Genomic DNA, 15079 nt, shown 5'->3' on the forward strand with positions numbered 1-15079 from the left:
CCCACAGCGTTGACACTGTTCCTGTGGGAGCGAGCCTGCTCGCGATCAAGTCAAAGCAGCGGCGCCACCACCGGCTCCTTGCGCGGCCAGGCATCCAGCACTGCCTTGAACAGAGTCGCCAGGGGAATCGCGAAGAACACGCCCCAGAACCCCCACAGACCGCCAAACAACAACACCGCGCAGATGATCGCCACCGGGTGCAGGTTGACTGCTTCGGAGAACAACAGCGGCACCAGCACGTTGCCGTCCAGCGTCTGAATGATCCCGTAGACCGCCATCAGATAGATGAACTGATCGCTCCAGCCCCACTGGAACAAGGCGATCAGCAGCACCGGCACGGTCACCACCACGGCCCCGACATAGGGCACCACCACCGAGATGCCGACCAGCAGCGCCAGCAGCGCCGCGTAGTTGAGCCCCAGAATGACGAAGGCGATGTAGGTGACTCCACCGCAGATGAAGATCTCGATGACCTTGCCGCGAATGTAGTTGGCGATCTGCCGGTTCATGACATGCGCCACACGGGTGATCAGCGTCCGCTCACGCGGCAGGTAACCGCGCACCCAGTGGCCGATCATTGCCCGGTCCTTGAGAAAGAAGAACACCAGGATCGGCACCAGCACCAGATAGATCATCATGTTGACCAGCAACGGCAGGCTCGACAATGAGAACGTCAGCGCCCACTGGCCGAACTTGCCGATCTCGCCACGCGCGGCTTCAATGGCCTGCAGAACCTGCTCGTCGGACACCAGGTGCGGATAACGCTCGGGCAAGAGCAACAGCAGCGATTGCCACTTGGCCAGCATGCCGGGCAATTCGTTGAACAGCGTGATCAGTTGGTGCCAGAGCAATGGCACCACGACCACGATGAACACCAGCAATACGCCCATGAACAGGGCGAACACCAACCCGACGGCGACGCCGCCCGGGACACGCAGCCGTTCCAGTGTGACCACCAGCCCCTGCATCAAGTACGCCAGGACCATCCCCGCCAGCACTGGCGCCAGCATGCCACCCAGGGTCAGGACGGCGGTGAACGCCAGAAACAACAGGACCGCCAGGACCACCGCTTCCTCATCCGAGAAATAACGCTGGATCCAGTCGCGCAACACTTTGAACATCAATAATCCTTAGATACGAATGCAACAGGTTTCAGGCCTTTTTCAGCCAGTAACGGTAGACACCGGCTTGCTCTTCCTCACGCAGCAGCGTGTGACCGGCCAATCGGGCAAAGGTGCGGAAATCGCGCTGCGAACCGGCGTCCGTGGCGATGACCTTGAGCACCGCGCCACTGGTCATGCGGTTGAGTTCAAGCTTGGCCTTGAGCAGCGGTAACGGGCAATTGAGGCCACTGGCGTCCAGTTCGGCGTCATGGGCTACAGCGTCGGTCATTGCGTTACTCCGGGTCAGGTGAACGAGCGGCTTAGAATATCTGGTCCCAAGCGTACTGTCCGGCTACAGTAAGGACTTTGTCGATTAAGGCTTTGTGCATGACTTTTTTGCGCCCTACCCTGCTGACGCTCGCTTGCCTGCTCGCCTCACCGGGCTTCGCCGACGACCTGCCGTCACTCGGTGACGCCAGTTCTGCCATTGTCTCGCCACAACAGGAATACCAATTGGGTCGGGCCTGGCTCGCGCTGCTGCGCAGCCAGGTGTCCCAGCTCAACGATCCGCAGCTCAAGGACTACGTCGAATCCAGCGTCTATCGCCTGGTGGAAACCAGCCAGGTCAATGACCGGCGCCTGGAGTTCATTCTGATCAACAGCCCGCAACTCAACGCCTTCGCGGCGCCCGGCGGGATTGTCGGGGTCAACGGCGGTCTGTTCCTCAACGCGCAGACCGAAGGCGAATACGCCTCGGTACTCGCCCACGAACTGGCTCACCTGTCGCAACGCCACTTCGCCCGTGGCGTCGAAGCCCAGCAACGCATGCAGGTGCCGATGATGGCGGCGCTGCTGGCGGGGATCGTGATTGCTGCCGCCGGTGCCGGCGATGCCGGGATCGCCGCCATCGCCGGCACACAGGCCGCCGCGATCCAGGAACAGCGACGCTTTTCGCGCCAGAACGAGCAGGAGGCTGACCGCATCGGCATCCTCAACCTGGAAAAGGCCGGTTACGATCCACGCTCGATGCCGACCATGTTCGAGCGTCTGGCCCGCCAGTATCGCTTCGACGCCAAGCCACCGGAATTCCTGCTGACTCACCCGGTGACCGAATCGCGCATTGCCGACACCCGCAACCGCGCCGAGCAGGCCAAACCGGGCGGCATCGAAGACAGCATGCGTTATCAGTTGATTCGCGCACGCGTCCAGCTGATCTACGAGGAAACCCCTGGCCTGGGCGCCAAGCGCTTTCGCGCGCAGCTGGAGGAAAACCCGAAAAACGATGTGGCCCGCTATGGCCTGGCAATTGCGCAGATCAAGGGTGGCCAACTCAACGAAGCGCGGGAAAACCTCAAGCTGCTGTTGGCCAAATCCCCCAACGAGATCATTTACAACCTCGCCCAGATCGACCTCGACATCACCAACAATCGCCTGCCGGACGCCCAGACACGGGTTGACCGCCTGCTCACCCAATATCCGGGCAACTATCCGCTGAACCAGGTGCGTGTCGACCTGCTGCTCAAGCAGAACCGCGCCGCCGATGCCGAGAAGGCCCTGGAAAACCTGCTCAAAAGTCGTCCGGATGACCCGGACGTCTGGTACATGGTCGCGGAAACCCGTGGCCTGTCCGGCAACATCATCGGCCTGCATCAGGCCCGCGCCGAGTATTTCGCGCTGGTCGGTGACTACCGCCAGGCCATCCAGCAACTGGACTTCGCCAAGCGCAAGGCGGGCAGCAACTTCCCATTGTCCTCTCGCATCGATGCGCGGCAACGGGAATTGATGGAACAGGAGCGCATGATCAAGGACATGATGGGCTGACCCGCCTCTGCCACCGAACAGACAGGTATAAAAAAACCGCCTCTTTCGAGGCGGTTTTTCATTCAACCAACAACCGGACTATTCAGCCAGCTTGAAGGTGATGAAGCTTGCGCGATTCTGACGCAGGACACGCATCGATACCGAACGGTTTTTCGGCAGCGCCTTGGCGATGTCGGTGAACTCCTTGGCGGAGCCAATCGCCTGGTTGTTCAGGTGGGTGATGACATCGCCCGGCTGCAGGCCAATCAGCGAAGCTGGGCCGTCCTGAACTTCCTTGATCACCACGCCGCCTTTCAGGTCGTAGGTCTTTTTCTGCTCGTCGGTCAGCTCGGCCACTGACACACCCAGGCGATTGCTGCTGCGCTCGGTGTTGGATTTCGCCAGGGTGGCCTGCTCGTCACCCTCATCGGGGATAGCGCCGACGGTCAGTTCGACGTTCTTGCGCTGACCTTCGCGGATGACTTCCAGCTTGGCCTTGGAACCGGCCTTCAAGGCGCCAACCAGATGCGGCAGATCCGCCGACATGACGATCGGTTGACCGTTCATGCTCAGGATCACGTCACCGACCTGCAAGCCGCCCTTGGCAGCCGGACCGTCGTCCTGGATCTGAGCCACCAGCGCACCGGCCGGCTTGTCGAGACCGAACGACTCGGCCAGGTCCTTGTTCACTTCCTGGATGACTACGCCCAACCAGCCACGGCTGACCTTGCCACCGCTTTTCAACTGGTTGGAAACATCCATGGCCACGTCGATCGGGATCGCGAACGACACGCCCATGAAGCCACCGGAGCGGGTGTAAATCTGCGAGTTGATCCCCACCACTTCGCCCGACAGGTTGAACAGCGGGCCACCGGAGTTACCCGGGTTGATCGGCACGTCGGTCTGGATGAATGGCACGTAGTTTTCATTCGGCAGGCTGCGGCCGACGGCGCTGACGATACCTTGCGTCACGGTGTGGTCGAAACCGAACGGCGAGCCGATGGCGACCACCCACTGGCCGGCCTTCAGGTCCTGGGATTTACCCAGTTTCAGGACGGGCAGGTCCTTGCCTTCGATTTTCAGCAAGGCCACGTCGGAACGTGGATCGGTGCCCACCAGCTTGGCTTTCATCTCACTGCGATCGGCGAGACGCACGAGAATTTCGTCGGCATCGGCGATCACATGGTTGTTGGTGAGGATGTAGCCATCGGACGAGATGATGAAACCCGACCCCAGGGACTGGGCTTCACGCTGACGACCACCGCGCGGCGAACGCTGCTGCGGCATGCCACGCTCGAAGAACTCGCGCAGCATCGGCGGCAAGCCTTCGAGATCCGGCATCTGCTCGCTGACTCGGCGATCAGGGAGCTTCTGCGTGGTACTGATGTTCACCACGGCAGGTGAGGCCTGCTCGACCAGTTGCGTAAAGTCAGGCAGCTCGACTGCCTGAGCTGCAACTGCCTGACCGAGCACCAGTACCGTGGCAAAGATGGAAAGATAGGATTTCAAGCGTGGTATCGACATACGGCTCCCGTTGAGACGAGCATGGTTAAGCGATATGGATCAAGGAACACCGGGAACGATACGCCGGTATTTTTGTTCCGGGAACAACAAACAAGGCCAGAGCCGAGGGGCTCTGACCTATAAGAAAATTCAGGGGTATTTGCAAACTGAAATGCTCACGAAACATTTCGCCTGACGCTCACTACTGGGCTGCAGTGGCATTGGTGCGCATGGACAACGCAATCCGTTCAGCTGTACCTGCGGGAATTTCACCCACCACCGTGACCATCATGTCGCCTTCGGGCGTGGTCAGACGCCGGGAGACCGCGACGGTCGGACCCAATTGCGTGCGAGCATCGGTGACCGGTGCGCCGTTCAACGGTTCCAGGAATACCGAGAAACGCGCCAGACCATCGTCATACATCAGGCTGCTGACCTGAGTCCTGGTCTGTGCGTCCTTGTGCGATGTGCTGCTGGTCAGTTCAAAACCGGCCGGAAGCCAGTCCGAGCGCCAGCTCTGGGCGGCCTTTACGGCAGCCGCCTTGTTGCTGTCGAGAGCGACGGCCTTGCAATCCGGCCCCGCCTGCAATTCGTTTTCGGAGGGGACCCCGGAGGTATCCAGCTGGGTGAACTGAAAACGCTCCAGCAATTGTCCTTTGTCGTTGAGCAACAACGACTTGAGCGGCAGGCCCGTTTCCTTGTCCAGGTGCAGTTCAAAACCGTAGCGGTGTTGATCACGAGGCTTGAGGGACACGATGACTGCCGGACGCCCGGCCACGCGCGACTTGCCAATGACGGCAAGGTCATACCAGTTTTTCAGCTTTTGGGGATCGAGTGCACGAGCGGCGGAGTTGGGAGAGTCCCCAAGCCCCGCAATCAGGATGCCGCTGACGCATTGAGTATGTCCGTCAATGCGCACGACTTCCTGGGCAGAACCGTCGAGCTGCAGGATACGCTCGCGGACTTTGCCATCCTGGACGCGGTGCCAGATGTTGTGGGTAGAAAAACTACCGTTACGCTCGTAAACGAAAGTACCGTGAAAGCTTTGCTGTTGCTCGGCCTGGCCAAGACGGGTCAACCAATCCTGGGCTTCATCGGCGTGGGCTGGAACAATGAACCAGCCACCGAGCAGAAGCGAAAGTAGAGGTATGGCGCGCATGATCCTCCTTAACGGTTTTCCAGGCTTGCCGCACGAGCGTAAGGCAGCGCGCTCTCGGTTCCTTTCATTGCAGCCTGTTGAGCATGTTGACGCAAGTAGCCTGGCAACCGCTGATCGTGCCAGCCTGGCTGACCTTGCAATACGCCGTTGGCCATTGGGCCAGTGGCTTCCGAACTCTCACTGTAGCCTGCCAGTACGGCTGGGCCCTTGACCTGAGGAACGGCCAGACCCGGCTGAGTGGATTGCTGTGCCAGTTCGACACCGGCAATTTCGTCCTGGTTGTACAGGCGAACACCGGCCAGTACGGCAACGGTAACCGATGCGGCGACGGCCAGGCGACCCAGGCTGCGCCAAGGACCACGAGAAGTCTTTGCCGGCACGGCCTCATCAGCCAGCGCAGCGGAAACTGCCGCAGCGATGTCCAGGCGTGGAATCAGCAGATCCTTGTGCATCGCTGCCCGAGCGATCTGATAACGAGCCCAGGTTTCACGGGTTTCAACATCGTCAATGGCATTCAATACCCGACGCAATTCCAATTCGTCCGCTTCGTTATCCATCACTGCGGACAGCGATTCCTGCAGGGCTTCACGACTCATGGCGTTCCTCTCTTGGCTGTCGCCGCTGTCTTTAGTTTTCCTGCAACAACGGCTGCAGGGCTTTGTCGATGGCCTCCCGGGCGCGGAAGATCCGGGAGCGCACGGTACCCACCGGACATTGCATGACGCTCGCAATATCCTCGTAACTCAGACCATCGAATTCACGTAAAGTTAACGCCGTACGCAAATCTTCTGGCAGTTGCTGGATGGTCCGATGGACGGTGCCTTCGATCTCATCCCGCAGCAAAGCCCGTTCTGGCGACTCGAGATCCTTGAGGCCATGATCGCCATCGTAGAACTCTGCATCCTCGGAACTGACATCGCTATCCGGCGGCCGGCGGCCGCGTGAAACCAGGTAGTTCTTCGCCGTGTTGATGGCGATGCGGTAAAGCCACGTGTAAAACGCGCTGTCTCCGCGAAAATTTCCAAGTGCACGGTACGCCTTGATAAAGGCTTCCTGTGCCACATCCTGGGCTTCATGGGTGTCGTGCACGAACCGCACGATCAACCCGAGAATTTTGTGCTGGTATTTCAGCACTAGCAGATCAAAAGCTCGCTTGTCGCCGCGCTGAACGCGTTCGACCAGCTGCTGATCCTCTTCCTGGGTTAGCATGAACTCTCCTCGATAAGCTCGGAGGAAGCTTGCATAACTAAACGACCAGACTTGCAAACATAGACTCGGGCTTTTCGCAAAAGTTCTCCCCTCCAAGCAAGTTTCCTGCGGGCTCGGTTTTGGCACGCACGAAAAGCGCAGCTCGGGATGACCCGGCTGCGCGAATTATCTTGTCATCGGCTTCGACAGGCAGGATCAAAATGCAATCCCGCTCCGGCGCCGACGCTGTCCCTTGATTCAGGCAACGGTCTATTGATCTTGGGCCTTTGGCAAAAGTTCCAAATTTTTGTAACAGTGCATCGCTGACATTGTGCGACCTTGAATGGAAAAATTCTGTTAAATCCACGATACAGTCGCTTTGCCGCCCAACGGGACAAAAAAACACCCGACGAAGCGACAGCTCCATCCTGTCACTGTAGTTTCACAATGCCATACCTGCCCGGCTATTGTGCCGATCCCCCCCTCTATATACTAGTGGGCTGTGTGGTCGCCCGACTCGCCGTGCACAAGTCCGGTACCACCCCCGACCCGGGTCGCTTTGAGCGGAATCCTGAAATGAGCCAACAGTTTCAACACGATGTTCTGGTCATTGGCAGCGGCGCTGCCGGTTTGAGCCTTGCGCTGACCCTGCCTGGTCATTTGCGCATTGCCGTATTGAGCAAGGGCGACCTCGCCAATGGCTCGACTTTCTGGGCCCAGGGTGGCGTCGCCGCTGTGCTGGATGACACCGACACCGTCGAATCCCATGTCGATGACACGCTCAACGCAGGCGGCGGGCTCTGTCACGAAGACGCCGTGCGCTTTACCGTCGAGCACAGCAAGGAGGCGATTCAATGGCTGATCGACCAGGGCGTCCCTTTTACCCGCGATGAACAATCCGGCAGGGAGGACGGCGGGTTCGAGTTTCACCTGACCCGTGAAGGCGGTCATAGTCACCGGCGCATCATCCACGCGGCCGACGCAACGGGGGCGGCCATTTTCAGGACGCTGCTCGACAAAGCCAGGCAGAGGCCGAACATCGAACTGCTCGAACAGCGGGTCGCGGTCGACCTGATCACCGAAAAACGCCTGGGCCTTGAGGGCGATCGCTGCCTCGGCGCCTACGTACTCAATCGCGAGACTGGCGAAGTCGACACCTATGGGGCGCGCTTCGTGATTCTTGCCTCCGGGGGTGCGGCCAAGGTCTACCTCTATACCAGCAACCCTGACGGCGCCTGCGGCGATGGCATCGCCATGGCCTGGCGCTCGGGTTGCCGGGTGGCGAACCTGGAATTCAACCAGTTCCACCCGACCTGCCTGTATCACCCGCAGGCCAAGAGTTTTCTGGTCACCGAAGCCCTGCGTGGCGAAGGGGCACACCTCAAGCTGCCCAACGGCGAACGCTTCATGCAGCGGTTCGACCCGCGTGCCGAACTGGCGCCCCGGGACATCGTCGCCCGGGCGATCGACCATGAAATGAAGCGACTGGGCATCGATTGTGTCTATCTTGACATCAGCCACAAGCCCGAAGCGTTCATCAAGTCGCACTTCCCGACCGTTTACGAGCGCTGCCTGGAATTCTCCATCGACATCACCCGGCAGCCGATCCCGGTGGTTCCCGCCGCGCACTACACCTGCGGCGGCGTAATGGTCGATCAGCAAGGGCGCACCGACGTGCCCGGGCTGTATGCGATCGGCGAAACCAGCTTCACCGGCCTGCACGGCGCCAACCGCATGGCCAGCAACTCCTTGCTGGAGTGCTTTGTCTATGCCCGCTCGGCAGCGACGGACATTCTTGAACAACTGCCGCAGGTCTCGATGCCCGTCGCCCTGCCCGTCTGGGACGCCAGCCAGGTGACCGATTCGGACGAGGATGTGATCATCGCGCACAACTGGGATGAGTTGCGGCGGTTCATGTGGGACTACGTGGGCATCGTGCGCACCAACAAGCGCCTGCAACGGGCCCAGCACCGCGTGCAACTGTTGCTGGATGAAATCGACGAGTTCTACAGCAACTACAAGGTCAGCCGGGACTTGATCGAATTGCGCAACCTGGCCCAAGTCGCCGAGCTGATGATCCTGTCAGCCATGGAACGCAAGGAAAGTCGCGGCCTGCATTACACCCTCGACTACCCGGACATGCTGCCCGTGGCACTGGACACTATTCTGGTGCCGCCCACCTACGTCGGCTGAACCTGAGCCGGACTCGCAGGCGTCGGTGCACGTCCGGCGCCAGCGAGTCCCGTGGCACGCACATCGTGCGGACTCGCCGCTCGCCGCGTAAACGAAAGCGCAGTACCACGATCAACGGCAAGGCCAGGCTGTCCCGACGCAGTTGAACCGCCTGCCAGCCGTGCGCCTGATTCCAGACCTGCCAGCCATCGGCGTCGCGACGCAAGCCGCGAAACGCCTGCGGGTGGGTCAGCAGAATCTGCCGTGGCAACACCCAGGCAGCCTGCGCCAGACAACACAGGACGCCCGACAGGCTGAACCACAAAGGCAGGGCGAGAAGGGACAGGGAACCCAGCGCGAACAACTGGGCCAATCCATACGCCGCCAGCAACTGCCGAGAGGCATGCCAGCGGCATTCGAAGGTATTACTTGGGCTGGACACGATCCAGGATCATGCGAACCATGCGCTGCAGCTCCGGGTCTTCGGACTCGCTGCGCTCCATGAACCAGCCGAACATGTCCTGATCCTCGCATTCGAGCAAACGGACATAGCAGGCACGATCAACCTCGTTGAGGTGCGGGTAAACCTCTTTCACGAACGGCACCAGCAGCACGTCAAGCTCGAGCATGCCGCGGCGGCTGTGCCAGTAGAGGCGATTCAGTTCAACATCTTCGACCATGGAGCGCTCCTCAAATAGGCGGCAAGTATACAGCCCCGGACTGCGTCGAACAGTCGGCTTTGGTCGGTCACTACCGACCTTTTGCGAACTACCCATTTCATGGGCGCCCCCTTATGATGTCCCCCAGACTTTTCACCCTGCGATGTCCCATGGCCGATTCTGCTTTTTTCTGCACCCTGTCTCACGAAGGCGTTCTCGCGGTCCGCGGCGTGGATGCCGCCAAGTACCTGCAAGGCCAATTGACCTGCAACCTTAATTACCTGAGCGAAACCCGGGCGAGCCTGGGCGCGCGCTGCACGCAGAAAGGCCGGATGCAATCGAGTTTCCGCATCCTGCTGCAAGGCGATGGAGTGCTCATGGCCATGGCCAGCGGGCTGCTGGAGCCGCAACTGGCGGACCTGAAGAAGTACGCGGTGTTCTCCAAGTCCAAGCTCACCGATGAAAGCGCCGCCTGGGTACGCTTCGGTCTAGAGAAGGGTGATGCCGCTCTGCTTAGCCTGGGCCTTGAACTGCCGGCCGAAACCGACAGCGTCGTGCGCAATGACCCATTGATTGCCGTGCGCGTGTCGCCGGACCGCGCCGAACTCTGGGTGCCCGCCGATCAGGCTGACGCCGTCAAAGGCAAGCTGTCCGCCCTGTTGGCCGAGGGCGACCTGAACCAATGGCTGCTGGGCCAGGTCCGAGCAGGGATCGGCCAGGTCATGGCGGGCACCCGCGAACTGTTCATTCCGCAGATGCTCAACCTGCAGGCCGTCGGTGGCGTGAGTTTCAAGAAGGGTTGCTACACCGGCCAGGAAATCGTCGCGCGCATGCAGTACCTGGGCAAACTCAAGCGTCGCCTGTATCGCCTGAGCCTTGCGGGCGATCAGCTACCGGAGCCTGGAACCCCCCTGTTTTCGGCGACCCACGCCAGTTCCATCGGTGAAGTCGTGATGGCCGCGCACACCGGGCACAACGTTGAATTGCTGGCCGTGCTGCAAGCTGAAGCAGCGCAAAGCGGTAATGTCCACCTGGGCACACTCGAAGGGCCGGCCCTGCAGTTGCTCGACCTGCCCTACGAGCTGGATCGCGATCGAGAAATCCAGCACTGACGGCAGCATTTTTCGCAACACCTAGAGAAAAGAAATGAGTGAGCTGGCGGATAAGATCCAACAGGATTTGGTTGAGGCCATCGATAACGATGACCTGGTTCTGCCAACGTTGCCGGAAGTGGCCATGCAAATTCGCAAGGCCGCTGAAGACCCGGAAATCAGTGTCAGTAACCTGAGCAAGGTGATCGGCCGTGATACCGCGCTGTCCGCGCGATTGATCAAGGTGGTCAACAGCCCGCTCCTGCGCGCGACCCAGGAAGTCACTGAATTGCACACGGCCATTACTCGCCTGGGTGTCAATTACAGCAGTAACCTGGCGATTGGCCTGGTCATGGAGCAGATTTTCCACGCACGTTCCGAGGTGGTGGAAAAAAAGATGCGCGATGTCTGGCGCAAGAGCCTGGAGATCGCCGGAGTCAGCTACGCGTTGTGCCGCAGCTACACGCAACTCAAGCCGGACCAGGCGGCGCTCGGCGGGCTGGTGCACCAGATCGGCGTGCTGCCGATCCTGACCTACGCCGAAGACCACTATGAGCTGCTGTCGGATCCGGTCAGCCTGAACCACGTGATCGACCACATTCATCCGGTGCTGGGCGAAAAACTGCTGCAGGTCTGGGAGTTTCCGGAAATGCTGGTACAGGTTCCGCGGCTGTACCTGGACTTCAAGCGTGAGTCCGCACACGTGGATTACATCGACCTGGTGCAGGTCGCCAGCCTGTATTGCTACAAGGACACCGACCACCCCATCGCGCGGATCGACCCGTTCAACGTGCCAGCCTTCAAACGGCTGGGGATTGACCCGGAAAACAAGGCAATGTGCAGCGATCTCGAAGAGTCGCGGTCGATGTTCTACTGACAGACCGCATCGCCCCATCGCGAGCAGGCTCGCTCCCACAGAGAACACTGAATCCTGCTCGCGATGGGTCTACCCGGCAATAAAACTCACCCGCACTTTCAACCCGGCCTGTTCGCCGTCGTGCAGACTGATCTGTGCCAGGTGCGCGCGGCAAATCTCGCCGACAATGGCCAGGCCCAGGCCGGAGCCGGCGACTTGCTGGTTGCGCCGGTAAAAGCGCTCGAATACTCGGTCGCGCTCTTCCAGCGGAATCCCCGGCCCATCGTCCTCGACCTCCAGCACCGCCGGCGCCGAAACCCGCAGGATCACGTTACCGCCGGGTGGCGTGTGGGCCAGCGCGTTATCCACCAGGTTGCTCAAGAGCTCGTTCAACAGCGTCGGCTCGCCGCGCAGCCAGACCGGCTCGTCCGCTTCCAGCGCCAGGGCGACGCCACGGGCATGGGCCAGTGGCGCCATGGCCATGCCCAGTTCACGGGCCAACTGGCTCAGGTCCAGCAACTGCGCGCCCCCTTCGGCGATCGCCCGGGCACCGTTCTCGACCCGCGCCAGCGACAGCAACTGGTTGGCGAGGTGGGTCAGGCGGTCTGTGCCTTGGGCCGCGGTTTCCAGGGTGGTGCGCCAGGTCTCGGGCTCGCCCGAGCGCAGGCCCAATTCCAGCCGCGCCTTGAGCGCCGCCAACGGCGTGCGCAGTTCATGGGCCGCATCGGCGATGAACTGGGCCTGACGCTCGAACTGCCCGCGCAGACGCTCGGTAAAGTGATTGAGCGCACGCACCAGCGGCCACAGTTCGTGCTGCACTTCCACCAACGGCAGGGGTCGCAGGTCGTCGGGCTGCCGTTCCTCGACCGCCGTGCGCAAGCGTTCCAACGGACGCAACGCAGCACTGACGGCAAACCACACCATCAGCAACGCACCGACCGCCAGCATGCCCAGGCGCAACAGGGTGTCGGCGGCGAGGCTGCGGGCCATGCTGACGCGCGCTTCATCGGTTTCCGCCACACGGATTTCCGCCATGCCGTTCATGTTCGGCTCGCTGACCGGCTTGAGCAGGCTGACCACTCGCACGTTCTGGCCCTGATACGTCGCGTTGTAGAACCGCGCGAGCGCCGGATAGTCGTCGGTACGCGGCGTGCCCGGCGGTGGCGGCGGCAAGTTTTCGTAACCGGAAATCAGCTTCTGGTTGATGTCGTTGACCAGGTAGAAAATCCGCCCGGCACTGTCATAGGCAAACGTATCGAGGGCCACGTAAGGCACGTCGGCGCTGAGGCTGCCGTCGCGGGACGACACGCCTGCGGCGATGGTTCGGGCGGACGCGAGCAAGGTCCGGTCATAGGCAGTGTCGGCGGCCTCTCGGCCGTTCCAGTAGGCGCTCAAGCCACTGGCCAGCATCAGCACCACCAGCAACAGCGCAAGGTTCCACAGCAACCGCCAACGCAGGCTGCTGGGCTTATGCATCGCGGCTTTCCAGCAGGTAGCCGAGCCCGCGGAACGTCACGATGGCCACCGGGTGCCCATCGAGCTTCTTGCGCAGGCGATGAACATAGATCTCGATGGCGTCGGGGCTGGCCTCCTCGTCCAGGCCGAACACCTGGGCAGCGAGTTGCTCCTTGCTCATCACCCGGCCGGGGCGGGCGATCAGCGCTTCGAGCACCGCCTGCTCACGGGAGGTCAGGGTGAGCAGTTCGTCGTTGAGGGTGAAACGTCGGGTGTCCAGATCGTACGCCAGCACGCCGCAGGTCTGCTGGCGTTCGCCGCCGAGCACGCTGCGGCGCAACAACGCCTTGACCCTGGCCTCGAGCTCGGTCAGCTCGAACGGTTTGGCCAGGTAATCGTCAGCGCCAAGGTTCAGGCCATGGACCCGGTCCTTGACGTCGCTGCGGGCCGTCAGCATCAGCACCGGCAGGTTCTTGCCACGGGTTCGCAGGCGCGCGAGCACTTCAAAGCCATCCATGCGCGGCAAGCCGACGTCAAGGATCGCCATGGCGTACTCCTCGCTACTCAACGCCAGGTCGGCGGCCACGCCGTCATGCAGCACATCCACGGTCAGGCCGGTGCTCTTGAGTGCCTGGGCGACACTTTCGGCGAGCTGCAGGTGGTCCTCGACGAGCAGAACACGCATGGATTTTTACCTCGTTCAGGGATGGTCAACGCCATTGTTGGCGCGGAGTTTACCGCTGCATCGGTCACTGTGAAGCCTGAAAAATCGTGAAAGGCCAATGAAAGCCTGTTGAAAGGTTAGCGAAAGGTTCGCTGGTTAGAGTCAAGTTACGGAATGTTTCAATCTGCCCATTCCACCGTTGCACCCTGCTTTGAATGTAGCGCCCGAAAAACGCCACGAAGCGTTTTCGCCAATAAGAACAATAACCGAGGTACTGCGCCATGCTGTCCACACAGCCCCAGGCTTATACGCCGCCCTCTTCTTTCCCGTTCGAATCGATGTCGCGTGTCAGCGCCGTTTGCGGCTGCGCAACGCGAAACCGTCGCACCTGAAATATCCCCAAAAACAACAACTCCCGTGGAGAAAACCATGAACCGATCACTGCGCCGTTTCGCCCTCGCCGCCAGCTGCATGCTGTTTGCCGGCCAACTGATGGCCGAACCGAAACGTCCGGAATGCATTGCCCCGGCCTCGCCCGGCGGCGGTTTCGACCTGACCTGCAAACTGGCGCAAAGCGCGCTGGTCAATGAAAAACTGCTGACCAAACCGATGCGCGTGACCTACATGCCCGGTGGTGTCGGTGCCGTGGCCTATAACGCAGTGGTTGCCCAGCGGCCGGCCGATGCCGGCACGCTGGTGGCATGGTCCAGCGGCTCGCTGCTGAACCTGGCCCAGGGCAAGTTCGGCCGCTTCGATGAGAATGCCGTGCGCTGGCTGGCGGCCGTCGGCACCAGCTACGGCGCCATCGCCGTCAAAAGCGACTCGCCGTACAAGACCCTGGACGACCTGGTCAAGGCATTGAAGAAAGACCCGAGCTCCGTGGTCATCGGTTCCGGCGGCACCGTCGGCAGCCAGGACTGGATGCAGACCGCGCTGATCGCCAAGGCTGCCGGGATCAACCCCCGCGACCTGCGTTATGTTGCCCTCGAAGGCGGCGGCGAAATCGCCACGGCACTGCTTGGCGGCCACATCCAGGTCGGCAGCACCGACATCTCCGACTCCATGCCGCATATCCAGAGTGGTGACATGCGCCTGCTGGCGGTGTTCTCCGACAAGCGTCTTGAAGAGCCGGAAATGAAGGACATCCCGACTGCCAAGGAACAGGGCTACGACATCGTCTGGCCGGTGGTTCGCGGTTTCTACCTCGGGCCGAAGGTCAGCGATGAAGATTACGCCTGGTGGAAAGAGTCCTTCGACAAGCTGCTGGCTTCCGACGAGTTCGCCAAGCTGCGCGATCAGCGCGAGCTGTTCCCGTTCGCCATGACCGGCCCGGAGCTCGACACCTACGTGAAGAAGCAGGTCGCGGACTACAAAGTGCTGGCCAAAGAGTTCGGCCTGATTCAGTGATCGCCTCTGTCTAGCGGCTGCG

The 15079-nt window shown here is 61.0% G+C and carries 15 protein-coding genes; 5 read left to right on the forward strand and 10 right to left on the reverse strand.

All coding sequences use genetic code 11. The annotated features are described in order from the left end of the window. Positions 1-50 precede the first annotated feature (50 nt). Positions 51-1121, reverse strand: a complete 1071-nt coding sequence (locus QIW53_RS07755) for an AI-2E family transporter (protein ID WP_371049043.1) — start codon at positions 1119-1121, stop codon at positions 51-53. 31 nt (positions 1122-1152) lie between these two features. After that, positions 1153-1392 carry a sulfurtransferase TusA family protein gene (locus QIW53_RS07760; RefSeq protein ID WP_371049044.1) on the reverse strand — a complete coding sequence of 80 codons (240 nt, stop codon included), beginning with the start codon at positions 1390-1392 and terminating at the stop codon, positions 1153-1155. 98 nt (positions 1393-1490) lie between these two features. Here QIW53_RS07760 and QIW53_RS07765 point away from each other — a divergent pair, with 98 nt between their 5' ends. Next, positions 1491-2924 carry a M48 family metalloprotease gene (locus QIW53_RS07765; RefSeq protein WP_371049045.1) on the forward strand — a complete coding sequence of 478 codons (1434 nt, stop codon included), beginning with the start codon at positions 1491-1493 and terminating at the stop codon, positions 2922-2924. A gap of 78 nt (positions 2925-3002) precedes the next feature. On the opposite strand, the gene QIW53_RS07770 is transcribed toward QIW53_RS07765, so the two are convergent. From QIW53_RS07770 to rpoE, 4 genes are all read right to left on the reverse strand, one after another. After that, positions 3003-4427: a DegQ family serine endoprotease gene (locus tag QIW53_RS07770; RefSeq protein WP_371049046.1), complete on the reverse strand. Its 1425-nt coding sequence runs from the start codon at positions 4425-4427 to the stop codon at positions 3003-3005. A 181-nt stretch (positions 4428-4608) separates the two neighbouring features. Beyond that, on the reverse strand, positions 4609-5565 hold the full coding sequence (locus QIW53_RS07775; protein WP_371049047.1) for a MucB/RseB C-terminal domain-containing protein: 957 nt from the start codon (positions 5563-5565) through the stop codon (positions 4609-4611). A gap of 8 nt (positions 5566-5573) precedes the next feature. Then, positions 5574-6161, reverse strand: a complete 588-nt coding sequence (locus tag QIW53_RS07780; RefSeq protein ID WP_371049048.1) for a sigma-E factor negative regulatory protein — start codon at positions 6159-6161, stop codon at positions 5574-5576. A 31-nt stretch (positions 6162-6192) separates the two neighbouring features. After that, positions 6193-6774 (reverse strand): RNA polymerase sigma factor RpoE, encoded by a 582-nt coding sequence (gene rpoE, locus QIW53_RS07785; protein ID WP_003172477.1) that lies wholly within the window; start codon positions 6772-6774, stop codon positions 6193-6195. A 555-nt stretch (positions 6775-7329) separates the two neighbouring features. Here rpoE and nadB point away from each other — a divergent pair. Continuing rightward, on the forward strand, positions 7330-8946 hold the full coding sequence (gene nadB / locus QIW53_RS07790; protein WP_371049050.1) for an L-aspartate oxidase: 1617 nt from the start codon (positions 7330-7332) through the stop codon (positions 8944-8946). Here the strand turns inward: nadB and QIW53_RS07795 are convergent. After that, positions 8915-9367, reverse strand: coding sequence for a protein YgfX (locus QIW53_RS07795; RefSeq protein ID WP_371049052.1), 453 nt, complete (start codon positions 9365-9367; stop codon positions 8915-8917). The genes nadB and QIW53_RS07795 overlap by 32 nt on opposite strands. Beyond that, entirely contained in the window at positions 9351-9605 is a 255-nt protein-coding gene (locus tag QIW53_RS07800) for an FAD assembly factor SdhE (protein ID WP_003184348.1), read from the reverse strand. Before QIW53_RS07800 ends, QIW53_RS07795 begins: the two co-directional genes overlap by 17 nt. A gap of 149 nt (positions 9606-9754) precedes the next feature. On the opposite strand from QIW53_RS07800, the gene ygfZ reads away from it, so the two are divergent. Both ygfZ and QIW53_RS07810 read left to right on the forward strand, forming a co-directional pair. Further along, positions 9755-10696, forward strand: a complete 942-nt coding sequence (gene ygfZ / locus QIW53_RS07805) for a CAF17-like 4Fe-4S cluster assembly/insertion protein YgfZ (protein ID WP_371049054.1) — start codon at positions 9755-9757, stop codon at positions 10694-10696. A gap of 34 nt (positions 10697-10730) precedes the next feature. Further along, positions 10731-11552: an HDOD domain-containing protein gene (locus QIW53_RS07810; RefSeq protein ID WP_371049055.1), complete on the forward strand. Its 822-nt coding sequence runs from the start codon at positions 10731-10733 to the stop codon at positions 11550-11552. A 69-nt stretch (positions 11553-11621) separates the two neighbouring features. Here QIW53_RS07810 and QIW53_RS07815 read toward each other — a convergent pair whose 3' ends face one another. Continuing rightward, on the reverse strand, positions 11622-13007 hold the full coding sequence (locus tag QIW53_RS07815) for a sensor histidine kinase (RefSeq protein ID WP_371049057.1): 1386 nt from the start codon (positions 13005-13007) through the stop codon (positions 11622-11624). Beyond that, positions 13000-13671 (reverse strand): response regulator, encoded by a 672-nt coding sequence (locus QIW53_RS07820; RefSeq protein ID WP_371049058.1) that lies wholly within the window; start codon positions 13669-13671, stop codon positions 13000-13002. The genes QIW53_RS07815 and QIW53_RS07820 overlap by 8 nt, the downstream gene beginning before the upstream one ends. 408 nt (positions 13672-14079) lie before the next feature. Here QIW53_RS07820 and QIW53_RS07825 point away from each other — a divergent pair, with 408 nt between their 5' ends. Next, complete coding sequence (locus tag QIW53_RS07825) at positions 14080-15057, forward strand: Bug family tripartite tricarboxylate transporter substrate binding protein (protein ID WP_371049059.1); 978 nt, start codon at positions 14080-14082, stop codon at positions 15055-15057. Positions 15058-15079 lie beyond the last annotated feature (22 nt).

Source organism: Pseudomonas fluorescens, assembly GCF_041354075.1.
Classification (GTDB): domain Bacteria; phylum Pseudomonadota; class Gammaproteobacteria; order Pseudomonadales; family Pseudomonadaceae; genus Aquipseudomonas; species Aquipseudomonas fluorescens_CE.